Source organism: Verrucomicrobiota bacterium, assembly GCA_016871675.1.
Taxonomy (GTDB): Bacteria; Verrucomicrobiota; Verrucomicrobiia; order Limisphaerales; family VHCN01; genus VHCN01.
In genome coordinates this window covers 1-22,150 of sequence record VHCN01000026.1, presented here as the reverse complement: position 1 = coordinate 22,150, position 22,150 = coordinate 1, and the positions used below count along the sequence as shown (strand labels likewise).

Here is a 22,150-nt window from a genome sequence, read left to right as displayed (position 1 = left end):
CCGGGCCCGGTTCACGGCGCAAGCCACACGCCCGAGAAGCGGGTGCCAGTCCATGTGAACCCCGCGCGCCGGTGTCTTCCATCCGCGCCGAGTTGAAGCCAGTCCATGTGCTCCACGGTCGTGACGAGGACGGCAAAGTTGTCGAATCCGCGCGCGGTCTCGTCGGGAGTTGGGACCCGCTCGCGCCACTCGGCGGGCAGGGCAAGTTCGGGCGCGGCGATCGCCGTGCCGGGCGGATGGCGGGAACAGTAGTTGGGCCGGTTCGTGACCGGCACGGACTTCCACGCCGCCTCGGCGATCGCGTCGACATGATGCGTCATGGCAAGGGCCGTGATGCGCAGTTGAACGCGGGCGGCGGCATCGTGGAAGAGCCACTGGACGTTGGGATTGAGCCGCAGGTGCTGGACTTTGGCGGTGCGGACATCCGAGTGGCAGGCAAGCTGGCGCCTGGCCGTGTCGACCGACCGGAGCACGACCGTGCGCATCGAGGCATCGAACTGGGTGGCAGTCCCGAAGGCCGCGGTGCGGAGCGGATGCTCGGCGGCGGCGGCGGCTTCTTCGAGCGCGCGCCAGACGAGTCCGGGCAGGTCGTCGAGCGCAGAGAATGACCAGTGCATCGTGAGCCGAAAGTTGGCCGAAGCTCCCCTGCGGACGCAAGCATCAGCGTGCGAAAACGCGAGCGCGGGCGGATTCGTTCCGTGATTGACGCGGAGGGGGGGAAGCTCGAACCTTTCGCGGGTTTGATGCGGCGGCGATGGATGCACCCGCGCCCCCCGCGCATGGTCGTGCGCGGCAATCGCCCGCCAACCCCGGCTTCAGGCGTCGACGGGATGCGCAGGCGGGCTTGTGCGTCCCCGGGCGGGCGGGCCGTCCGTCAGCACACAACCGAATCCTGACCATGGCAATTGTGACCGTTCCTGACCGGCCGAAGGTCCTCCTGTTGGACGACGACCCCGGCATGCTCGGCAAGCTCGAGACCATGCTGGACCAGTGGGGATTCCGGACGGTGACCGCGTCCGAGGCCGACAAGGCATTCGACATCCTCGTGCACGACGATGAGATCCGTGTGGCCGTGGTGGACTACATGCTCCAAGGCATGAACGGGTTCGAGCTTTGCCGGAAAATCCGGTCAAAACTCCACAGTTCCACGCTGCACATCCTCATTCTCACGGCAAAGTCCGGCAAGGCGCAGATTGTCGAGGGCCTCGGGGCGGGAGCGGATGATTTTCTCAGCAAGCCGTTCCATCCCGATGAGCTTCGCGCCCGGATTTTGGCCGGCGCGCGCGCCGCAAAGGTGCAGGCGGAACTGCGCCGGCAACTTGCGCAGTATGAAACCGCGCTCCGGCTTCTCGGGCAGGCGCTCCAATTCGTCCCACGGTGCGAATCCTGCAAGAAGATCCGCGACCTCGACGGCAACTGGCACAAGCTCAAAGTCTCCATCAGCTTCGGCGAGGAGGACGTGAATCGGCACCATTTCACCTGCCCGGAGTGCGAGTCCCTCAAATCCGCACCCGCAGCAATGCCAGAGGCTGGCGCACAGCCCGCAGCCCCGACACCCGGTGCTTCCCCCGCCCCCAAGCTCGCCTGAGTGACGACGGACCGACCTCCGGCGCACCCAGAATCCAGCGGGAGAAAGAAAAGGGCGGACTCCGCGGAGCCCGCCCAATCCGGCACTAAAGTGCCCAAGAGCGATTCGGGCAGCAGACGCCAAGGAGGTGGGGGTGGGGAACCCCTCTGAAGAAACGTGCTGCCACCCGAATCAAAAACCTGAGCCAAAAAGTAAGGGTAAGCTAGGACCCGAGTCGGCTTTGTCAACGCCATTCTTGGGAATTTACAATGCCCTAACACAACCCGCCACACCCGCCTTGGGCCACGCGGACTCCAGCCCGGGTGCTTGATCAGCTGACCAGCACCAGCGAGACGCGCTCGTTCTTCCCATTGCGCCCGACACCTTGCGCTCGCGGGTCGAGCACCGGCTTGCCATCCACCATGAACACGTAAAGATGATGCCCGTGGTTCAGTTGCGCCATTGCGGTCCAGTTGCCGTCCACCTGACGCTCCATCGGGTTTGCCGCGGCATCCCAATCGTTGAAGTCGCCGACCACGGACACCGATTGCGCCGCCGGCGCGTTGCAGATGAAACTCATCCACCGCGTGTTGTTCTTGCCCGAATACCTGCCCTTGGTGTCCGGGCGTTCAAAAAATGAACTCATGACTCAAAAACGATGATTCGAACCTTCTGCAAGTTTCAGTCTGCGTGGCGGAACCGCCCGGCCGCGGACTTTTCGGGCGAGAAAAGACCAGACTCAGTCGTCGGGCGCAATCCAGAAATCCACGCCGCATGAGCCGTTCCGCATGCACGCGCCTCCGCGCGGCGCTCGCGACCGCCCGTCGCGCCCTGCTTGACGCCCGAGCGCAGGACGATCATTGGACCGGCGAACTGTCCGCGAGTGCCCTCTCCACCGCCACAGCGGTCACGGCGCTCGCGCTCGTCACCCGCGAATCGGGCGACGCCATCGCGCGAATCTCGCCGCGCTTGCTGGGACGCGGACTAGACTGGCTGGCCGAGCATCAAAACCCCGATGGCGGTTGGGGCGACACCGTCCAGAGTCTCAGCAACATCAGCACCACCGCGCTCGGCTGGGCGGCGTTCGCCGTCGTGCCCGGCGGGGAAGTGCGCCTCAGAGCCAGCGTGCAACGCGCCGAACGCTGGCTCGCCGGGCACAGCAGCGGCGGCGCGGCGCTCGACATCCAGCGGCTTGTCGAAGCCATCACCGCCCGCTACGGAAAGGACCGCACGTTTTCCGTGCCCATTCTCACGATGTGCGCCCTGGCCGGCCGGCTCGGCCCGGGCGCGGGCGCGTGGCGTTCGGTGCTTCCGCTGCCCTTCGAACTCGCCGCCGCGCCGCGTCAGCTTTTCGCGGCGTTGCGGCTGCCGGTCGTGAGCTACGCGCTCCCCGCGCTCATCGCCATCGGGCAGGCGCGCCATCACCACTTGCCGCCGCGCAACCCGCTCACGCGCGGGATTCGAAACGCGGCCCGCGCCCGGACGCTTCGCACGCTCGCCGAAATCCAGCCCGCGAGCGGCGGTTTCCTCGAAGCCACGCCGCTGACGAGCTTTGTCGCGATGAGCCTTGCGGCGAGTGGCAACGCAAACCATCCGGTCACGCGCAACGCCGTCGCATTTCTGCTCGCATCCGCGCGCGGGGATGGAAGCTGGCCGATTGACACGAACCTCGCCACGTGGGTGACGACACTCGCCGTGAACGCCCTCGCTGCGGGCGGCGCGCCCGTGCTTGATGTGTCGGAACGCGCGCAAGTCGTGCAGTGGCTCCTGAGCCAGCAATACCGCGTGGAGCATCCTTACACGCACGCCGCGCCGGGGGGCTGGGCTTGGACCGACCTGCCCGGCGGCGTGCCGGACGCCGACGACACCGCGGGCGCGCTGCTCGCGCTCGCAAATCTTTCCGCCATCCAGACGGGCGAAACGCCGCACGCGCCGACTCTCGCCGCGGCGGACCTCGGCACGCGCTGGCTGCTCGGTCTTCAGAACTCCGACGGCGGCATCCCGACCTTTTGCCGCGGCTGGACGAATCTGCCCTTCGACCGCAGCAGCCCGGACCTCACGGCGCACGCCCTGCGCGCATGGGCGGCTTGGCGCGCCGCGCTGCCCGACTCCCTGGCCGCGCGAATGACGCGTGCGATATCGCGTGGACTCGGCTACCTCGAACGAGCGCAACGCGCCGATGGCTCGTGGCTGCCGCTCTGGTTTGGCAACCAGCACTCGCGCGACGACGAGAACCCGACCTACGGCACGTCCCGCGTGCTGCAAGGGCTCGAGCCGCTGGACGACCGGGAATTCCCCGGAGTATCCGGGATGCGGGAACGCGCAGGCGCGTGGCTGGGATCGATTCAGAACCGTGACGGCAGTTGGGGCGGTGGACACGGCGGCCCGCCGTCCGTCGAGGAAACCGCGCTTGCCGTCGACTCGCTCGCCCCGTTCCCGTCGCACGAAGCTGAGGTCGCGCGCGGCGTCGAGTGGCTCGTCACGCGGATCGAAAATGGTTCGTGGACGCAGCCTTCGCCCATCGGTTTCTACTTCGCGAAGCTCTGGTATTTCGAGCGCCTCTACCCGCTCATTTTCACCGTGGGGGCGCTGGAACGCGCGGCGCGAGCGCCGTTGGGCGCGGCTACGGCGCAGCCGAAATCTCCAGCATCCGCTCGATCGGCGCCCGGGCGCGCGTGAGGATTTCCGCGGGCAGTTCCAGCCTCGGCGCAAGGTTCTTCATGCAGTCGCGCACCTTCGCGAGCGTGTTCAGCTTCATGAATTTGCACTCACTGCACCGGCAGTGGTCCGTCGGCATCCGCATCACATCGAACACCGGCGCGCAGAAGAATTCCTTGTCCGGGCATTCCTTCTGCATGCGGTGCAGGATGCCCGACTCGGTGACGATGACGAACCGCTTGGCCGGGCTCTGTCTGCACCATGTGATCATTTTCTCGGTCGAGCACACCGCGTCGGCCAGCTCGCGCACCTCGCGCAGGCTCTCGGGATGCACCACGATTTTCGCGTCCGGCCACGACGCGCGCGCGCGGAGTACCTGGTCGCGGCGGAACTCGACGTGCGCGTAACAGTTGCCGCGCCACAACGTCATCGGCCGGCCCGTCTGCTCCATCACCCACGCGCCGAGGTTTTCATCCGGCACGAATAGCAGGTCGCGATCCTTCGGCGCGGCATTGACGATCTTCACCGCATTGCCGCTGGTGCAGATGCAGTCGGTCAATGCCTTCACGGCGGCGGAGCAGTTGATGTAGGCGATGGTGTAGAAGTTCGGGTTGGTCGCCTGCAACCTGGCCAGCTCCGGTGCCGGGCAGCTTTCCTCGAGCGAGCACCCCGCGTCCTTGTCCGGCAGCACCACGATCTTGCCGGGGTTCAAAATCTTCGCCGTCTCCGCCATGAAATGGACGCCGCAGAACACGATCACGTCCGCGCTCGTGGCAGCGGCCTGCTGCGAGAGGCCGAGCGAATCGCCGACGTAATCCGCCACATCCTGAATCTCGGGGACCTGATAGTTGTGCGCGAGGATGACGGCGTTGAGCCGGCGCTTGAGCTCGCGAATCTCCTCCGCCATCGGGTCAAACTGCGCGCGCGGCATGCCCTTCCGGACGGAGGGCGCGCCGGTTCGCAGCGGCTGGACTTCGTTCAAGTCAATCATCGTGGCGCAAGTTAGTGTCCGGCCGCGGGAGCGTCAATCACCCGGCTCCCCTCCGCTATCCACGCTGCTGCTCCGACTTGATCCGCCTTCGCTCGCGCCAGAATTCAAACACGCCCGGCAGGATGGAGATGAAAATGATCGCAAGAATCACCGACGAGAAATTCCTCTTCACCCACGGCATCGTGCCAAAGAAGTAACCCGCGGGCACCAGCAACCCGATCCAGAGCAGCGCTCCCGTGACGTTGAACATCATGAATCGCGCGTAGGTCATCCTGCCCGCGCCCGCGACGAACGGCGCGAACGTCCGCACGATCGGCACGAACCGCGCGATGATGATCGTCTTGCCGCCGTAGCGCTCGAAGAACTCGTGCGTGCGCGCGAGATGCTCCGGTTTGATGAGCCGCGGGAATTTCCGCTGGAGCCGTTCGCCGGCGAATTTCCCGACCCCGTAGTTCACGGTGTCGCCGAGGATCGCCGCGGCGATGAGCAACGCGCTGACCAGCCACACGTCGAGCTTCCCGCCCGCCGCGATCGCGCCCACGGCGAACAGCAGCGAGTCGCCCGGCAGGAACGGCGTCACCACGAGCCCCGTCTCGCAGAACACGATCAGGAACAGGATCGCGTAAACCCACGCCCCGTATTCGCCCACGAGCGCGTCGAGGTGCCGGTTGAGGTGCAGGACGATGTCGAGCAGCTTCTTGAGCAGTTCCATGCGGTCACGTGGCGCGAACCGTGCGCGAGAAACCCGTTGCGACGCAAGGCCGATGTTGCACACTCCGCCCATGCGCGCCGCCGTGCTTCATGGGAAGGAAGATGTCCGCATCGAGGAAGTCGCTCCGCGGCCGCTCGGGCCGGGCGAGGTGCGCATCGGCATCCAGGCCGCGCTCACCTGCGGCACCGACCTGAAGGTCTTCAAACGCGGCTACCACGCGAAGATGATCCGGCCGCCGGCCGTGTTCGGCCACGAACTCGCCGGCGAAATCTCCGAATCGAGCGCGGTTGGATGGCGAATCGGCGACCGCGTCGTCGTCGCGAACTCCGCCCCCTGCGGCGAGTGCCCGTGGTGCCGGGGCGGACAGGAGGCGCTGTGCGATGACCTGCTCTTCCTCAACGGCGCGTATGCGGAGTCCATCGCCGTGCCTTCGCGGCTCGTCGAGAAAAACCTGCTGCGACTGCGCGACACCACAGCCTTTCGTGACGCCGCACTCACGGAACCGCTCGCGTGCGTCGTGCTCGGCATCGAGGATTCGCAACTCCGCGCCGGGCAGCGCGTGCTCGTGATCGGCGCGGGGCCGGTCGGGTTGATGTTCGTCGCGCTCGCGAAACACCTCGGCTGCGACGTCACCGCGGCGGGCCGTGGCGAAGGGCGCCTTCAAACCGCCGCGAGACTCGGTGCGACCGCGGTGGACGTTGGCGGCGACCGCAACCTCGAAAGCGAGCTGTCCGGCCGCGGTGGCGGCGGCTTCGACGTCGTCATCGAGGCTGTCGGCAAGCCCGAGGTGTGGGAAACCGCGACGCGCCTCGCGCGCAAGGGCGGGCTTGTGAACTTCTTCGGCGGCTGCCCGGCGGGCACGAGCGTGACGCTCGACACCGGGCTGCTGCACTATTCGAGCCTCACGCTCAAGGCGAGTTTCCATCACACCCCGCGCACGGTCCGGCGCGCGTTCGAATTCATCGAGTCGGGCGTGATCCGCGCGAAGGATTTCGTGGACGGCGCGTGCGGCTTGAGCGAACTGCCCGCCCTGCTGAAGTCCATGACCGCCGGGAATCGCGCCGTGAAAACGTTCGTGGACGTGCGCGCGTGATTCGCGGCGCCGCCGTCACCGCCCCGCGCTTGGGACCGCGCGGTCGCCTTCTCCGCGGCGCATTTGGAAGGGAACGCTCTTCGTGATTTCGAGGACGAGCGCGGAGAACTTGTGCTGCCCCTTCGCGAGGCCTTTCATGATCTGGTCCACGGCGCACTTGTCCGGGTAATCGAGGCCGCGGCCGAGCGCGTAGGTGAGCAACTTCTCGGCGATGCAGCGGAGGAATTCCTCGCGCTTGCGCGTGGATAACACGGCCACCAGGTCGGCCGGGCCCTTGAAGGTCTCGCCGGTGGCGAGCCTGCCCGCCGCGTCCACGGCCGCGCCCGAGTCCGTCGCGCGCCACGCGCCGATGCCGTCGAAGTTCTCGAATCCGAACCCGATCGGGTCCATCCGCGCATGGCACGAGGCGCACGACGGGTTGTCGCGATGCTGCTCCATCCGCTGCCGGAGTGTGCCGGTGAGTTCCTTGCCTTCCTTGAGTTCCGGCACATCGGGAGGCGGAGGCGGCGGCGGAGTGGCGAGGATGTTTTCGAGCACCCACTTGCCGCGCTTCACGGGCGAGGTGCGCGTCGGGTTCGACGTGAGCGTGAGGATGCTCGCGTGCGTGAGCACGCCGACGCGGCCGGTGCCCTTGAGGCTCACGCGCTGGAAGCCGTCGCCCGTCACGCCGGAAATCCCGTAATGCCGGGCGAGGCGCGGGTCGGCGAACGAATAGTCGGCGGTGAGAAACTCGAGCACGCTGCGGTCCTCGCGGGCGACGTGATCGAAGAACAGCTCCGTCTCCCGCTGCATCGAGGCGCGGAGCGGGTCGTCCCACGCGGGGAACGCGGCCTTGTCGGGCGTCATCAGCCGGAGGTTGCGAAGCTGCAGCCACTGGCCCGCGAAGTTCTCCGACAGCGCGGCGCTCCGCGGGTCGCGCAACATCCGGCGCACCTGCGGTTCGAGATTTTTGCGAAGCGTGCCGCGTCGGGCCTCGGCGAACAACTCCTCGTCCGGCATGCTGCTCCACAGGAAATAGGAGAGCCGCGATGCGAGCGCGAATTCGTTCACCGGATGCACGGCGCGCGGATTGTCGGGCTCGGGCTGGAGTTCGCCTCGAAAAAGAAAGTGCGGAGAGACGAGCACGGCTTGCAGCGCGAGCTTCACCGCCGCCTCGATCGAATCGCCGTGCTTTCGCGACATCTCCACGAAACGCAGCACGCGGGTGACTTCGTCCGCGGACACGGGACGGCGGTAGGCGCGGCGCATGAAGTCCCCGACAATGGCGCGCGCCGCCGCGGCGGCATCGGCCGCGCCGGCCGCCGGCGCGAACAGGCGCGCGTGACTCGCCGGAAGTTCGCCGCGCCCGCCCGTTGGACCGGCGATCTCGAGGAACTTCACGAAGACCATGCCCCTTTGGTTCAGGCCGGACTTCCACTTCGCGGCCTCGGCGGGCGGGAGGCCCGTCTTGTCGCGCCGCATCACCGCGCGCAAGCGGTGGCGCCCGGTCGCGAGCCGCGTTTTGACCTCGTGGAGTTTTGCGAAGTCCGTCCCGGGCGCGACCTCGAATTCCCCGAGCACCGACTGGTCGAGCAGGAGGCTCAAGCGCATGGGCACGTTGGTCTCCTGCCGGCTCGCGGCAAACACGCGGAATGAATACTCGCCCGCAACCTGCACCCAGTGGTCCACGGCCACGTCGTCCTCCTCGACGCTCGTGAGCGTAACCCACCCGTCGCCGCGGCGGCGGGCGTTGTAGCCGACCTCGACGGAGTCCGCGGAATAGCGCTTCGTCGTCTCGATGCCGGGCCGCGCGACGATCGCGCGGTCGAGAATCTTCTCCGCGGCGGACAGATACTTCTCGAGCAGCACGGGCGCGAGGCTCAGCGCGTCGCCGACGTTGTCGAAGCCATGCCCGGAATCATCCGCGGGGAAATCCGCCGCGGGCTGGAAGTCCACGCCCACGAGGTCGCGGATGGTGTTGTTGTATTCGGCGCGGTTGAGGCGGCGGATCGTGACGCGGCCGGGGTCGGGGTTGTTGCAGTCGACAAGAAAGACGGCCTGCTCGATCCAGCGCATGATGCGCTCGCGCTCGGCGATCGAGGGCTGCCGTTTGCCCTGCGGCGGCATCTCGCCGTTGCGCAGGTTCGTGAGCACGTGCGCCCACACCTTGCGATCGCGCGCGGGAGATTCGCCGGCGGGATACGAGAATGTGTCGAGCGCGAGGCCGCCTTTCTTGCGGTCGGTGTCGTGGCAGGACAAGCAGTAGTGGGCGAGCAGCGGGCGGACCTCCTTCTCGAAGGAGGGCGGTGCAGATCTGGACGAGCCGAAGGGAGCGGCCGGAGCCGGGGTCGTGCGCAACGCGAGGATGGCCACGCACGCGAGCAGGAAAGTTCGGTGGACGTGCATGGCTGTTCGACGGGATTGGCGGGACGTGGTTTCAGGTAGCGAGGCGTGTCGGTGCAACTCACTTCCCCTTCTTCGCCGGGGTCGGTTCGCGGGTGGAGAGGTCGAAGCACAGCAGATTCTCCGCGCTGCGCACGTAAAGCCTGCCGTGCGACAGGGCGGGCGGCACCCAGGTGTCGCGCCCGCCGACGAGTTGCGCGGACGCGATCTCGCGGTAGGTGTCCGGCGCCGCCTCGACCACCACGAGCCGGCCTCGCTCGGTGTAGAGGATCATCTTGTCGCCCGCGAGGATGATGGAGCCCTTGCCCAGCGCAGGCGTGGTCCAGCGGATGTTGCCGTTCACCGTGCTGATGCAGCGGAACTGCGCGTTCTGGTTGTCGTCGAAGCCGTAGAGGTGGTCGTTGAACACCACGCACGAGTTCACGTGGTTGCGCATCTGCTTGCCGGTCCACAGCGGCTTCAACGCGCCGTTCGTCGACACCTGCACCATCGCGCAGCCCGTTCCGTATCCCGACGAGAGAAACAGCTTGTCGCCCACGACGACGGGCGTGGCCGCGTTCACATCGAACGTCGTCCTCCATGGAAACGTGCCCGCGATGCGCCCGTCGCGCGCGGCGCGAACGGTCAGGCCGCTTGCGCTGAACAGGGCGACGAAGCGGTTCGACTCCGAACCGAACCCGACGGGCGACGAATACGCCGCCGTGTCCACGCCGTTCGCCCAGACGGGGCGGCCCGTGAGCTTGTCAAACGCCATCATCGAGCGCCCGCGGGCGCCGGTCTCGACGAGGAGCAGCCCGCCCTCGACGAGCGGCGAACCGGCGAAGCCCCACTTGGGAATGCGCGCGCCGAATTCGTTGACGAGCTGGTGGCTCCACACGAGCGCGCCGGTCTCGGCGTTCACGCACGCGAGGTCGCCGTTCCGGCTGACGGTGTAGACGAGCCGGCCGTCGACGGTCGGCGTGCAGCGCGGGCCGTGGTAGCCGTTGGGGTCCGCCGTGGCGCAGATGTAGTTGAACTCCCAAAGCTGCCGGCCCGTGTTCGCGTCGAGGCACAGCACGGCATCGAGGTCGGCGGCGTTGCCCATCGTGTAGAGGCGGTTGCCGACGACGGACATGCCGGACCAGCCGAGGCCGACCTTTGCGACCCACGCGCGGCGCGGGCCCTCGCGGGGCCAGGTGAAATTGAGGTTCGTTTCCGCGGAGACGCCGTCGCGATTCGGACCGCGCCATTGCGGCCAGTCGAAGTTGTCCGCCGCGCGGGCGGAACATCCCGCGATGAACCCGCACAGGGCGATCACGCGCGCGATGCAGGGGAAAGCGGACACGGCGGAAGCGTCCGGCAGCCGCTGGTGGGTGTCAACTGCGCGACAGGCTGGAAGCGTCGTCCGACTCGCGGGCGACAAGGGACGGTCCGCGTCCGGCAAAAGCGGTGTTGCCATCACCAGACGCGTTGCGTTTCATTCGCGGTGCTATATGGAACTGACACGCACGGCGCACGGCATCTGGAGCGGGGGACGATTCATGAACTTCGGCGAAGCGCTCGACGAGGAGCGTTTTCTCCAGGTCATCCGGCGCGCCTACGACCGGGGCACGAGGACGTTCATCACGGCGGACACTTATGGGCTCGGCGCCGCGGATGAGATGACCGGCCGCGCGCTCGCGGGCATCCCGCGCGAGAGCTACTGCCTCGCGGGGCTTGTCGGCCATGACATTTACACGGGAAAGCGCGACGGCTCGAAGGGCTATCCGCGCTTCACGAACCCGGAGCTTCGGCAGCCGGGCGACTACGCCGGCTACCTGCGCATGGCCACGGAGAAGTCGCTTGCGCGGTGCCGCGCGGCGAAGTTCGACCTGCTCATGCTCCACAATCCAGACTCGACCGGCTACAGCCACGAGGCGGTGTGGACGGCGATGGACAAGCTGCGCGAGGCCGGGCTGACCGATCGCATCGGCGTCGCGCCGGGGCCGGCGAACGGCTTCTCGCTGGACGTCATCCTGTGCTTCGAGCGGTTCGGCGCGCTGCTCGACTGGGCGATGATCATCCTGAATCCGCTCGAGCCGTGGCCGGGGAATCTCAGCCTGCGCGCCGCGGAGAAGCACGACATCCGGTTGCTCACGCGCGTGGTGGATTACGGCGGGCTGTTTCACGACGACGTGCGGCCGGGGCACAAGTTCGGCGCGCAGGATCACCGCGCGTTCCGGCCCGCGGGCTGGGTCGAGGCCGGTTGCGCGAAGATCGAGCGCCTGCGCGACATCGCGCGAAAGCACAACGTCACGCTGCTCCAACTGGCCTGCCTTTGGAATCTCTCGCAGCCCGCGGTGCGCAGCGTGGTGCCCACGCTGATTCAGGAACCGGGCGGCGGCGGCAAATCCATCGAGACGAAGGTGGACGAACTCGCGGCGCTGCCCGGGATCACGCTCAGCCGCGAGGAGTGCGACTTCATCGCGGAAGTCGGCAACAACAAGGGATGCATGGAACTCAAGGGGGGCAACCCGGAATTCCTCGGCATCGCGCAGGCGGACCGCTGGCCGCTGAATCCCGACCTCGAAGGCGTCGCGCGCCGGTGGGACATCGATCCGCGCCGTGATCTGACGTGCACGATGAAGTGACGCGGGGGGACGAGGGGAGCAGCCGGATGGCCGGTCGGGCTGATTCCCAATCCGAGTCCAGCCGCTCCGTTGCCTTCGTTGTCTTCCGTGAAACCAGCTTCGGCGCCCGGAATCAACCCACCGCCGGCGGGGCGAATCCATCGCGGTACGTTCGCGACAAGACTTCCTTGTTCGCCTGGTCGTGGTTGGTGAAGCGGAAGTTCGCGGCGTCCCAGCGGAGTTCCTTGCCCGGGAATCGCGTGGCCTTCGTCGCGAGCAGCGCCGGTTCCGTGATGCGCCAGCCGATGGTGAGCGGCGTCCACAAGTGTTTCTTCGCGCCGAGGCAGTTGTCGGCCCAGTCCTTCCAATGGTTGTGCGGCTCGGTGGCAGGCAACGGCTCGTCGGTCACGACCTTGCCCTTGCGGAAGATGGTGATCTTGCCGTCGGCCTGAAGCAGCAACGTGCCCTCGGTGCACACGACCATGGTATGGTTCGCCCCGACGTTCGTCGGCGGCAGGCCGAGCGCGGCGAAGGATGGCAGCAACGCGTCGTCATTGTAGCGCACGACGAACTTCTCCCGCGCGAACCGTCCGCCGCCGGGATACGTGATGGTGCTTTGATTGTGCGACGTGTGGCCGGTGCTGGAAGGCTTCGGCGTGTGCGTGATCACCGCCTCGGGCGCGGGCATGTCGTAGGCGAAGTAAAGCAGGTCGAGCAGGTGGCAACCCCAGTCGGCGAGCTGGCCGCCGCCCGTCTCCCAGAACGCCCGCCACCGGCGCGGGACGAGGTCCTCGCTGTATGGCAGCTTGGCCGTGAGCGGACCGTGCCAAAGGTCCCAGTCGAGATAATCGGGCACGGGCTTGGCCGCGGTGTAAGGCGCCCACGGTTCGGTGAAATACGTGCCGCGCGAGACGCTGCCCGTCCAGACCCATGCCTCGACGGGTTTGCCGAGGCCGTTGTGCTTGAGGATTTCCACGGCCTGCATGCGACCGGCGTTGCACGCGCGCTGGTTGCCCATCTGCGTGACAAGTCCGGGGCGGGCCTTGAGGCCGTCGCGCATCAGGCGCAATTCGTCGAGCTGGTGCACGAGCGGTTTCTGGCCGTAGAGATGTTTGTTGTGCTTGAGCGCGGTCAGCATCATCGGCGCGTGGTGGAAGTCCGGCACGTCCACGATGGCCGCGTCGAAGTCACCCGCGCGCGTCGCGAAGGCCTCGCGATAATCCTTCACCGTCCAGGCGTTCGCGTGCTCCTTCTTGATGCGGTCGAGTTCGCGCTGGTCCACGTCGCAAAAGCCCGCCCACTCAACCATGGGGTGGCCCTTCAAGCCGCCGCGCTGCATCCCGCCGATGCCGCCGACGCCCATCTGGAAGATGCGCAGCCGGCTGTTCTTGTTGACCTGCGCGCGCGCGGGAAGCGAGAGCGCAGCCGCGCCCGCGGTGAGCACGGCACCGGTGCGGAGAAACGTCCGGCGGGTGATGGGGGACATGGGGGATGTGATCGAATTGGTTTTCATGGCGGTTGGCGGGATGATGCACGGGCGGGTTGATAGGACAAGTGAAAGAATGCGCGTCCGGCGCACAAAAAAAGGCGGCCCCTTGCGAGGCCGCCTGGATGATAAAGCAGGAGCGCGTCAGGACTTCTTGTCGCCCGCGCCGCTGGTGCCTTCGAGGTGCACGGCCTTGTAGCCGCCGATGGACCTGAAGTAAACGAGGATGCCGAGATAGATGAGCGCCATGAGCGCTGGAATTGCCGAGTCGGCCACGAGTGTCTTGCGGTCGCCGGTGATGCTCGCAGCGTGGACCTTTTGCTCCTCCGGCGTGAGCTTCTCGACCGCCTTGGAGACATCGCCTTTGGCCTTGTCGATAGTCTCGCGTTCCTTGGCGAGTTTGCCGCTGACTTCGCCGAATTTCTTGCCATCGAACCCACTGGCATCGGCGAAGAACAAGAAGGAGCTGGGTTTCTCCGCCTTGTATTGGTCGTAGAGCTTGGGGTCGGAGGCTTTCAAAGCTTCGCCGGAAAACCGATCCTTGGCGTATCCAAGGCCGGGCGAACCGATCATGCCGGCGGATAGCATCCCGATGCCGCCCATAATGGAGATGGCGATGGCACCCGTGCGCGGGAACCGGTCAGACGCGACCGCAAGCATGGTTGGCCAGAAGAACGTCTTGCCGACCGCATAAACCGTCAATGCAAGAAAGGCGCCGGCGAAGGTCTGGATGTTACTGGCCAGATTCAACCCGACGCACGCGAGAATTGCGCATGTCACCAGGATGCCGATGGGCGAAAGCCCCATCTTCTTTTCAATGAAGTCCGCGCAGAACCGCAGCAGAAACATCAGGGCCGAGGTGAACACGAACAGAATCTTGCCCTGTTCAGAACTGAGGATGTTGCCGGTGATGTTTTGGATCCAGCCGTCGGTGCCGAGTTCGACCGCGCCGACCAGCGCGTGGGCAACGAAGAGGAAAAACAGCAGGAACGAACCAAGCGGCACGATGGATTCACCACGACTCCCGTGGGTATGGGTCAGAAGCACGACCACGAGGAGCAAACCGATGCCAACGGCGTAGGACGCGTTGGCCATGCCAAGTGCATTGGTGACAAACAGTGTGATCAGGAAGCACGTCACCGCGCCGCCAAGAACACCAACGTCCTTGAACATCTCGCCCAGGCTCAACCCCTTCTCCGATGCCTCCGACTTCGGAAAGTTCTGTCCCAGGAACATGACGCCGTAAATGATGGTAGGGATCAGATACAGGGCGAGCTGCCACTTCCAATCCCATTTCAGCTTGTCGTCCAGCCACCAACCGAGAGCACCACCGATGATGAGGCCGGCGGGCCAGCTCGCGTGGAGGATGTTCAGATAGTGTGTGCGTTTGTGGGGGAAGAGCGTGGCAACGAGCGGGTTGGCGACCGCTTCCAAGGTGCCGTTGGCGAAGGCGAAGATAAACATGCCCCAGTAGAGCGCCTGGTATGCGCCGTTGCCGGAGGCGCTGAATGTCACGACCGCCGAAAGCACATGCAGGGCAAACGCGAGGACGACCAATTTCCCGTAACCGATGCGGTCGCAGATGACGCCGCCGATGATGATGCCGAAGCAGAACCCGGAGAAGCCCGCGCCCCCGATCGCTCCGAGTTGCGCGCCCGTGAAGCCGAACTCCGCGCCCCAGTTGTCGAAAATGCCGCCGCGGATGGCGAAGCCGACTCCTGCGGCGAGAATCGCCATGAAGCCGGCCCAGAGGAGGCGGTTGGCGTTCGCCGCTGCGGGCGCGTTTGAGATGGTCTTGTCTTCAGTCATGGTGGGTCGTTGGGTTGGGTTGGGTTGGGTTGCGATGCGATGCGACGGAAACTAAAGCGTAAACGACGGCAGCTTCACGATGGTGCCGCCTTTCATCGCGGACTCGTGCGAGCACAGTCCCACGCAGGTCCAGTTGGCGGACTGCACGGCGTTCGGAAACGGATCACGTTTTTCGACCAGCGCCATCGCGAACTCGTGCGCGAGGTGCGGGTGGCTGCCGCCGTGGCCGCTGCCCTGCGTGAAGCTCAGGTGCGTCTTCTTGCTCGCGTCGTAGACGCCCTGAGTCGTGTATTTCGCGATGCTCCTGGGCAGCCGGCTCGCGAAGTCGGGGCACTTCACGTGGCTCGGGATCTTCGGCTCGGGCTTCTTCGCCGTGTGCAGCACCAGCGGTTCGTGCTCGATGAGCGGCCACTCCACGGACCTCTTGTCGCCATACACATCAATGCTCTCGCGATACTGGCGCGCGGTGTCGAATAGGCTGCGGATGATGCGGGCGGAAACGTCGCTGCCCTTGAACTTGATGTGGGCGGTCTCGACGGCGAAGGGCGAGCCGTAGCATTTCTGAAGTTCCTTGCGAATGGTGCCGGAGCCGAAGCAGCTCACGTATTCAGCGGGTTTGCCTACGAGGCCGGCGACCGGGCCGACACAGTGCGTGGCGTACCACATCGGCGGAAGACCGGGCCAGTAGTTGGGCCAGCCGTCCATGTCCTGCTGGTGCGACGCCTGCACGAACTGGAGTTTGCCCAGCTTGCCCGCGTCGAGCAGCGACTTCATGAAGAGGTATTCGCGCGCATAGACGACGGTCTCCATCATCATGTATTTGAGGCCGGTGGACTTGGCGAGGTCCACGATCTTCTTGCAGTCGGCGATGTTCGTGGCCATCGGCACGGTGCAGGCGACGTGCTTGCCGGCCTTGAGCGCGGCGATGGACATCCACGCGTGGTCGGGGATGGGGGAGTTGATGTGGACGACGTCCACCGCGGGATCCTTGAGGAGCGCCTTGTAGTCGGTGTAGCGCTTCCCGACGCCGAAGTAATCGCCGACCGCGTTGAGCTTGACCTCGTTGCGCTGGCAGATGGCGTGGCAGTCCGCGTGCGGGTGCTTCTGCCAAAGGGGGATGAACTCCGCACCAAAGCCGAGACCGACGATGGCGACGTTGAGCTTGCGACTCATGGATGCAGGCGCCGCGGTTCCATGGGACGAAACTCCACCACGGGGAGTTTTCAACCGCCGGCAACGCAGCGAATTGTTGCTGTCGTCGCTCGCGACTGTCAACGGTTTTTGGGAAATCCGCGCGCCCCGGCAGGACACGTCCACTCGAGGGCAAAGGTGGCGGTTGCGCACCCAAACACCCGCGTCCGCGAACGGTCGGTCCGCTACAGCGAATTCCCGATCCGATAAGTCGTTGACATCGCGAAGCCTTTGTTCCACCGTCCCGCCAGCTTACAAGTCAATACTCACACTACTCGGAGTCAACTTATGAAGCGACTTTCCTTCGTGCTCGCCGCCGCGGCGACACTCATCGCCGCCGCAGCCACGCACAACGCGCAGGGCGCCGCGGCGCCCGCCCCAGTGCAGGGCAAGGCCACCGTCAGAGTCATCACCGGCAACGCGACCGCAACCATCGGCGGCGCCGCGCGACCTGCCAGCACCGGCTTGGAACTCAAGGCCGGCGACACCATCAGCACCGGGCCCGGTTCGACGGTGATCCTCGACCTCGGCGAAAACGGCAACGCGCTCAGCGTGAAGCCCGACAGCACGCTCAAGATCGACACGCTCACGATTCAAAAGACCGGCGTCGACTCCGTGGCGACGACGGAATTGGACCTCACCAAGGGCTCGATCATCGGCAATGTGAAGAAGCTCTCCGCCGCGTCCCGCTACGAAGTGAAGACGCAGAACGGCGTCGCCGGCATCCGCGGCACGAGCTTTCACATCTACGCCATCGGGATTTTCCGCGTCGCCAACGGCTCGATCGTCATCCGCGTGACGGATTTGACCAGACCTCCCGGTTCCACAGGCCGGACCGTCACCATCACCGTGCCCGGTGGACGCGAGGCGACCACGACCCCGACCTCGGCGCCGGGAACGCCTCCCGCTCCGCCCCGCGTGGTGCCGCTGACTACCGATGCCCGTCAGATCATTGTTGTCGAGACACAGACGCAGGCCATCGTGGTCCGTGATGCGCCCATCGTGCGGCCCCCCGCGCCGGACCGCAGCGAGGATCAAGGAAAGAAAGACCAGGATCGTCGCGAGGCCGACCGTCGCGACACCGATGCCCGTGAGCGAGCGCAGAACGCAGGGGTCCAAAACCTGGAAACGCGCGACGCGATTCAGGCGACCCGGTTTGCCTCCCAAGCGTTCTCCAATGCCATCACCGCGGGATTGAGCACGAATCTCGCGAACGTCCTCTCCAACGGCGTCTTGGGCACATTCCGCGATGGGCGGAATAACGGGCAGACGGAAGGCCAGGCCGCCAGCGGCGCGAACTCGCTCAATGTTCATCTTCGCACGAACCTGCTGCAGAACCCCAACCTCGCGACGAATCAGAATGCGCTCAACACGCTCCGGAGCAACGCTGTGGCAATCGGAGGCAGCCTGCGACCCGGCTTGAGCAATCCTGACCTGACGGGCAATCCGTCCTCGCCGATTAACTGAGTCGGCCAGACACGCAACCTTTGAAACCCCGGAGCGGCTTGAGCGGCTCCGGGGTTTTTGTTTAGATGCGCCCGGTGACCTTCAAGCTCCACATCACCAGGCGCACGCCTTACCTGCTCGCGATGCTGGTGACCCTGATGGTGTGCCTCTACTCGATGGGACCGGAGAATCTCCCGGGCGGTGGCGGTCTCAAGCAACTCGAACTGCTCACCTTTGACTGGCGCGTCCGCCACGCAGCCGACCGCCCAGCCGAGGTTGCACCCAACCTCGGATATGTGGACATCAGCGACGACTCCATCGCCGAGGTTGCGCGCGGGGCACACGGCCCGCCCCTCGGACTTTATTGGCCGCGCTCCATTTACGGCAGGATCCTGAGGGAGCTCACGGCGCAGGGCGCCCGCGTCGTCGCGTTCGACGTGTTGTTTGGCGAGTTGAGGCCAGACCACGCGCCCTTCGAAGTCGTGAAGGACCAGTTCGTCGAATCAGACGAGTTCTTCGCGGCCCAGTGCCGCACGAACCAGCGGGCCATCATCGCCGCGGCCAACGGCATCGTCCCCCCCGCGATCTTCCGCACGAACGCGTGGCGCCTCGGTCACATCGAGGCGGTCAAGGACAAGGACGGCGTGCTGCGCCGCGCCAAGCCCTACGTGGACTTCCGCGATTGGAACGAGGACATCCGAGACTTCGCGAGAATCAACGGCGTGAAGCTGACCAACGCGGTCGTGGAACCTCGGCGCGTCAAGCTCCCGCTGTCCAACGGGCAAGTGTTCATCCTCCGACTGGACCCGCAAGGCCGGTATGATCGATACGACCTCGTCGGCGCAAGACGGCCGCCCGGCAAGCCGCCCGTGTTGAGGACTGCTGCCGAGGATCGCCGGATCTGGAACCTGGGAATCGTCGCCGCGGCGCGCCAGTTGCAACTCGACCTCTCCAAGCCCGAGTTCGACCGGGCCCGCAACGTGATGATCCTGCGCGGCCCCAACGTGGTCCGCGAAGTCCAGCTCGACAAGGACGGCTGTTTCCCCATCGACTGGGCGCTTCCGATCCAGAGCCGCCGCCTGACCAAGGAGACCTTTCACAGCATGCTCGAAAACGACTCGACGCGGCGCGAGTCGCCCGACGTTCGCGTCCACGAAATCTGGCGCAACAAGCTGGTGTTCATCGGCTCGACGGCGACGGGCAACGACCTGACCGACCGCGGCGCAACGCCGTTCGCCAAGGAGACTGAACTGGTCAGCAAGCACTGGAACGTCGCCAATATGTTCCTCACGGACCGGTTCATTCGTCGCATGAGCCACGCCGAGGAACTCCTGCTCCTTGCCGCCATCGGCGTCGTCACCACGCTGCTCACGCTGAGGGCGCGCGCGCCGTGGGGCACGGCGGGGATACTCGCGCTCGCGGGCGGGTTCATCCTCGTCGCGCTGGTGGCTTACGTGCGGCACCGATACTGGATGCCCATCGTCCTGCCGGTCGCGGGCTCGTTGCTCAACCACGCCGTGCTCGTCTCGTATCAGGTCATCTTCGAGCAGAAGGAAAAGCGCCGCATCCGCGGCGTGTTCTCCAAGCTCGTCTCGCCCAACGTCGTGAACGAACTGCTCAGCACCGAGACGCTCAACCTCGGCGGCGCGCGGCGCAACATCACCGTGCTCTTCGCCGACGTGCGCGGATTCACCACGCTCACGGACAAGAACCAGGCCAACGCCGACGCTTACGTGAAGGAGCACAACCTGTCGGGCGCCGCCGCCGAGGCTTACTTCGACGAAGTCGCCCGCGAGACGCTCGAGACCGTGAACATTTATCTCGCCACCATCGCCGACCGCATCAAGGAGCACGATGGCACGCTCGACAAATACATCGGCGACTGCGTGATGGCGTTTTGGGGCGCGCCCGTCGCCACCGAACGCCACGCGGTCGCCTGCGTGCGCTGCGCCGTCGCCGCGCAGCGCGCCATGTGGGGGCTCAACGAGCAACGCCGGCAGGAGAACAAGCTGCGCAAGGCCGAGAACCTGCAGCGCACCGCGGCGGGCCAGCCGCCCAGGCCGTTGCTCGACCGCCTCGCGCTCGGCACCGGCATCAACAGCGGCGTCTGCATCGTCGGCCTCATGGGCTCCGTGAAGCACATCTTCAGCTACACCGTCTTCGGCCGCGAAGTGAACCTCGCCAGCCGGCTCGAGGGCGTCTCCGGCCGCGGCCGCATCATCATCGGCGAGACCACGCTCGCGGACATCCAGCGCTCGGACACGGAACTCGCGAAGACCTGCGTGGCGCTCGATCCGGTGCACGTGAAAGGCATCGAGAAGGAAGTGCCGATCTACGAAGTCCCGTGGAAGACACCTGAGATGCTCGCCATCGAGGCGGAGGAGGCTGCCGAGAAAGCCGCTGAGAAGGCGGCGCAATCCGCCCCTGCCGAACCCCGCCGCGCCGAAGCAATGATCGCTTCCGCGCCGGCTGAACCGCGTGCTACGGATTCGCCGGCACTTTGACCTTCAACGGCGGCGCCGCGCCGGACGCGCGTTGCAACATCCCGGTCAGGTCCTTGTTCGCCTCGGCGAACGCGCGCGAAAGCGTCTTGTCCGATTGCACGAACGGCTGCTGAAGATATTGCTCCGTCAACGCGAGCCGGAACGTCGCGAGCCGCACATCCTCGGGCGTCAGGACGCGCCGGTTTGCAAAGCCGTTCTGGTTCAAATCCTCGACGAGGTTTCGGACCGGCTCGCCCGCGAGCGCCGGGTCGCGCACGGCCTTGCCGAACATCTGCTCCGCCTGCGGGTTGGTGCCGACGAATGCGAGCGCAACGCGGGCGAGCGGCTCCTTGCTGGCGGCATCCGTCAGCCGCGGATCCTGGTAGGCGTTGGCCACGATGGGCACCGACTGCTCGCCGAGCGCCATGTGCAAATACCCGAGCGCGGCGCGGTCCACCTTGCCATCCGCGGCGAGCAACTGCCCCTGGGCGATGCCGGCATACGAGGCGTCGTTGAAAAAATGAAGCACGCCGTAAAGATAACTGCGGTCGTTCTTGTCGAGCGCCGCCGCTTCGGCCACGGGGTTGGCCAGCAACTCCTTCGCCGCGGCCACCGCGATGTCGCGATGCTTGTTCGGCGCCATCTCCTGCAGCACGCGGGAGAGATAAGCCACCTCGACGCCACGCGCAGTGGACCTCAAGACTTCCACGAGCAAACCCTCGGCTTGAGCGCCGCCCATTTGCCGCAGGGCGTCGAATAACCCGAGCCGCAGCGACGGCGGCACTAGGAATTCCGTCTGCACACTCCCGTCGCGGGGCCCCTTGAGCCCGCCGGCTTGATAGTCGAGATCAAGATTGCGCGCGAGAAACTCGCGGATGACGGGCAGCGCGGCGGCCCCCGCGTCAATGAGGCTCTCGAACTCGTGCATCAGCCGCCGCGACTGCCGGACGCGCGCGGCGGATTGGCCATCACCCGGCGCAGGCGCAAACTTGAAGGTCTGCAAGCGGTCGAGAATCGCGCGCGGGTCTGGCCCCGCCGGCTTCACCACCAGGGCTGGCACCGGGGCTTCAGGCGCTGCAGCAGGCGTTTCGATCACGGCGGCGCGCGCCTTCGCCTTCTTGAGCGCTTCCTCAAGCTTCAACTTCTCGGCAGCCCACTCGGCCTGCTGGCGCGACACGTCTGCCCGTGTGCGTCCAAGCCGCGCGTTCGAGTGGAAAATGACGGCCCCGCACACACCCGCAGCCAGCAAGAGGATCGCGAAGGCTTTGCGGATGATTGGGATTCCTATCGCCCGGGCGTCTCGATGGCAAGCTTGGAGTCCGACCGCCGCGTGCCCGTCGATGGGAAGCCGACATCACGAAACCGTCTATTGACTCGCGATTCTCGAAGGCCGAATCTACACGGCCTTTTGCGGTTCACTTATGATTGGAACTCCAAGACCGGCGCCGTCCGCGCCGCCTGAAGCCAAACCGACCCACAACGAGGTCATCAAGGCAGCCATCCCGACGCTGGCCGGCAACATCACAGCCACGATGGCTTCGGGCACCGACCGGTTTTCCGCGGACGACCAGCAGTTCATCAAGTTCCACGGCATTTACCAGCAGGACGACCGCGACGCCCGCAAGGCCGGCAAGAAGTTCATCATGATGGTGCGCGGGCGCATCCCCGGCGGCGTGATGACCCCGGCGCAGTGGATTACCTTCGACGACCTCGCGACCAGTTTTGCCAACAACACCCTCCGCAT

The 22,150-nt window shown here is 66.0% G+C and carries 16 protein-coding genes and 1 pseudogene; 7 read left to right on the top strand and 10 right to left on the bottom strand.

Annotation, left to right across the window (positions count from 1 at the left end; all coding sequences use genetic code 11):
- Positions 1 to 11: 11 nt before the first annotated feature.
- The gene (locus tag FJ386_07665) at positions 12 to 617 is read right to left on the bottom strand and encodes a hypothetical protein (protein ID MBM3876579.1); all 606 of its coding nucleotides are present in this window, start codon (positions 615 to 617) and stop codon (positions 12 to 14) included.
- 137 nt (positions 618 to 754) lie between these two features.
- On the opposite strand from FJ386_07665, the gene FJ386_07660 reads away from it, so the two are divergent.
- A complete protein-coding gene (locus FJ386_07660) occupies positions 755 to 1,588 on the top strand; it encodes a response regulator transcription factor (protein ID MBM3876578.1) in 834 nt (277 codons plus the stop codon).
- 310 nt (positions 1,589 to 1,898) lie between these two features.
- Here the strand turns inward: FJ386_07660 and FJ386_07655 are convergent, their stop codons facing one another.
- Positions 1,899 to 2,213: a glycoside hydrolase family 13 gene (locus FJ386_07655; GenBank protein ID MBM3876577.1), complete on the bottom strand. Its 315-nt coding sequence runs from the start codon at positions 2,211 to 2,213 to the stop codon at positions 1,899 to 1,901.
- A gap of 128 nt (positions 2,214 to 2,341) precedes the next feature.
- Here FJ386_07655 and FJ386_07650 point away from each other — a divergent pair, with 128 nt between their 5' ends.
- On the top strand, positions 2,342 to 4,246 hold the full coding sequence (locus FJ386_07650; protein MBM3876576.1) for a squalene--hopene cyclase: 1,905 nt from the start codon (positions 2,342 to 2,344) through the stop codon (positions 4,244 to 4,246).
- Here the strand turns inward: FJ386_07650 and nadA are convergent.
- Positions 4,191 to 5,216: a quinolinate synthase NadA gene (nadA, locus tag FJ386_07645; protein MBM3876575.1), complete on the bottom strand. Its 1,026-nt coding sequence runs from the start codon at positions 5,214 to 5,216 to the stop codon at positions 4,191 to 4,193. The two genes, FJ386_07650 and nadA, sit on opposite strands and share 56 nt — an antisense overlap.
- A gap of 55 nt (positions 5,217 to 5,271) precedes the next feature.
- Positions 5,272 to 5,928, bottom strand: coding sequence for a DedA family protein (locus FJ386_07640; GenBank protein MBM3876574.1), 657 nt, complete (start codon positions 5,926 to 5,928; stop codon positions 5,272 to 5,274).
- 70 nt (positions 5,929 to 5,998) lie between these two features.
- On the opposite strand from FJ386_07640, the gene FJ386_07635 reads away from it, so the two are divergent.
- Positions 5,999 to 7,021 carry a zinc-binding dehydrogenase gene (locus tag FJ386_07635; GenBank protein MBM3876573.1) on the top strand — a complete coding sequence of 341 codons (1,023 nt, stop codon included), beginning with the start codon at positions 5,999 to 6,001 and terminating at the stop codon, positions 7,019 to 7,021.
- Positions 7,022 to 7,036: 15 nt separating this feature from the next.
- Here the strand turns inward: FJ386_07635 and FJ386_07630 are convergent.
- Both FJ386_07630 and FJ386_07625 read right to left on the bottom strand, forming a co-directional pair.
- A pseudogene (locus FJ386_07630) lies at positions 7,037 to 9,441 on the bottom strand (DUF1592 domain-containing protein).
- A 23-nt stretch (positions 9,442 to 9,464) separates the two neighbouring features.
- Positions 9,465 to 10,841, bottom strand: coding sequence for an alcohol dehydrogenase (locus FJ386_07625; protein ID MBM3876572.1), 1,377 nt, complete (start codon positions 10,839 to 10,841; stop codon positions 9,465 to 9,467).
- A 34-nt stretch (positions 10,842 to 10,875) separates the two neighbouring features.
- Here FJ386_07625 and FJ386_07620 point away from each other — a divergent pair, with 34 nt between their 5' ends.
- Positions 10,876 to 12,012 carry an aldo/keto reductase gene (locus tag FJ386_07620; GenBank protein ID MBM3876571.1) on the top strand — a complete coding sequence of 379 codons (1,137 nt, stop codon included), beginning with the start codon at positions 10,876 to 10,878 and terminating at the stop codon, positions 12,010 to 12,012.
- A gap of 112 nt (positions 12,013 to 12,124) precedes the next feature.
- Here the strand turns inward: FJ386_07620 and FJ386_07615 are convergent, their stop codons facing one another.
- The 3 genes from FJ386_07615 to FJ386_07605 form a co-directional block, all read right to left on the bottom strand.
- Positions 12,125 to 13,504, bottom strand: coding sequence for a Gfo/Idh/MocA family oxidoreductase (locus FJ386_07615; protein ID MBM3876570.1), 1,380 nt, complete (start codon positions 13,502 to 13,504; stop codon positions 12,125 to 12,127).
- A 117-nt stretch (positions 13,505 to 13,621) separates the two neighbouring features.
- The gene (locus tag FJ386_07610) at positions 13,622 to 15,214 is read right to left on the bottom strand and encodes an MFS transporter (protein MBM3876569.1); all 1,593 of its coding nucleotides are present in this window, start codon (positions 15,212 to 15,214) and stop codon (positions 13,622 to 13,624) included.
- A 123-nt stretch (positions 15,215 to 15,337) separates the two neighbouring features.
- The gene (locus FJ386_07605; GenBank protein MBM3876568.1) at positions 15,338 to 16,459 is read right to left on the bottom strand and encodes a Gfo/Idh/MocA family oxidoreductase; all 1,122 of its coding nucleotides are present in this window, start codon (positions 16,457 to 16,459) and stop codon (positions 15,338 to 15,340) included.
- Positions 16,460 to 16,765: 306 nt separating this feature from the next.
- On the opposite strand from FJ386_07605, the gene FJ386_07600 reads away from it, so the two are divergent.
- Together FJ386_07600 and FJ386_07595 are read left to right on the top strand one after the other, a co-directional pair.
- Positions 16,766 to 17,944, top strand: a complete 1,179-nt coding sequence (locus tag FJ386_07600) for a FecR domain-containing protein (protein MBM3876567.1) — start codon at positions 16,766 to 16,768, stop codon at positions 17,942 to 17,944.
- A 65-nt stretch (positions 17,945 to 18,009) separates the two neighbouring features.
- Entirely contained in the window at positions 18,010 to 20,427 is a 2,418-nt protein-coding gene (locus FJ386_07595) for an adenylate/guanylate cyclase domain-containing protein (protein ID MBM3876566.1), read from the top strand.
- Here the strand turns inward: FJ386_07595 and FJ386_07590 are convergent.
- Positions 20,405 to 21,583 carry a hypothetical protein gene (locus FJ386_07590; protein ID MBM3876565.1) on the bottom strand — a complete coding sequence of 393 codons (1,179 nt, stop codon included), beginning with the start codon at positions 21,581 to 21,583 and terminating at the stop codon, positions 20,405 to 20,407. The two genes, FJ386_07595 and FJ386_07590, sit on opposite strands and share 23 nt — an antisense overlap.
- Positions 21,584 to 21,827: 244 nt before the next feature.
- Between FJ386_07590 and FJ386_07585 the strand changes: the two genes are divergently transcribed.
- Positions 21,828 to 22,150: hypothetical protein (locus FJ386_07585; GenBank protein ID MBM3876564.1), on the top strand; the 323-nt coding region annotated here is incomplete at its 3' end.

Bases quoted from the DNA above. Each gene is read 5' to 3' on its own strand.
- FJ386_07595 (MBM3876566.1), top strand. From the start codon at position 18,010: ATGCGCCCGGTGACCTTCAAGCTCCACATCACCAGGCGCACGCCTTAC.
- FJ386_07660 (MBM3876578.1), top strand. From the start codon at position 755: ATGGATGCACCCGCGCCCCCCGCGCATGGTCGTGCGCGGCAATCGCCC.
- FJ386_07600 (MBM3876567.1), top strand. From the start codon at position 16,766: ATGAAGCGACTTTCCTTCGTGCTCGCCGCCGCGGCGACACTCATCGCC.
- FJ386_07665 (MBM3876579.1), bottom strand. From the start codon at position 617: ATGCACTGGTCATTCTCTGCGCTCGACGACCTGCCCGGACTCGTCTGG.
- nadA (MBM3876575.1), bottom strand. From the start codon at position 5,216: ATGATTGACTTGAACGAAGTCCAGCCGCTGCGAACCGGCGCGCCCTCC.
- FJ386_07655 (MBM3876577.1), bottom strand. From the start codon at position 2,213: ATGAGTTCATTTTTTGAACGCCCGGACACCAAGGGCAGGTATTCGGGC.
- FJ386_07615 (MBM3876570.1), bottom strand. From the start codon at position 13,504: ATGAAAACCAATTCGATCACATCCCCCATGTCCCCCATCACCCGCCGG.
- FJ386_07625 (MBM3876572.1), bottom strand. From the start codon at position 10,841: ATGGCAACACCGCTTTTGCCGGACGCGGACCGTCCCTTGTCGCCCGCG.
- FJ386_07640 (MBM3876574.1), bottom strand. From the start codon at position 5,928: ATGGAACTGCTCAAGAAGCTGCTCGACATCGTCCTGCACCTCAACCGG.
- FJ386_07620 (MBM3876571.1), top strand. From the start codon at position 10,876: ATGGAACTGACACGCACGGCGCACGGCATCTGGAGCGGGGGACGATTC.
- FJ386_07605 (MBM3876568.1), bottom strand. From the start codon at position 16,459: ATGAGTCGCAAGCTCAACGTCGCCATCGTCGGTCTCGGCTTTGGTGCG.
- FJ386_07635 (MBM3876573.1), top strand. From the start codon at position 5,999: ATGCGCGCCGCCGTGCTTCATGGGAAGGAAGATGTCCGCATCGAGGAA.
- FJ386_07610 (MBM3876569.1), bottom strand. From the start codon at position 15,214: ATGGCGATTCTCGCCGCAGGAGTCGGCTTCGCCATCCGCGGCGGCATT.
- FJ386_07650 (MBM3876576.1), top strand. From the start codon at position 2,342: ATGAGCCGTTCCGCATGCACGCGCCTCCGCGCGGCGCTCGCGACCGCC.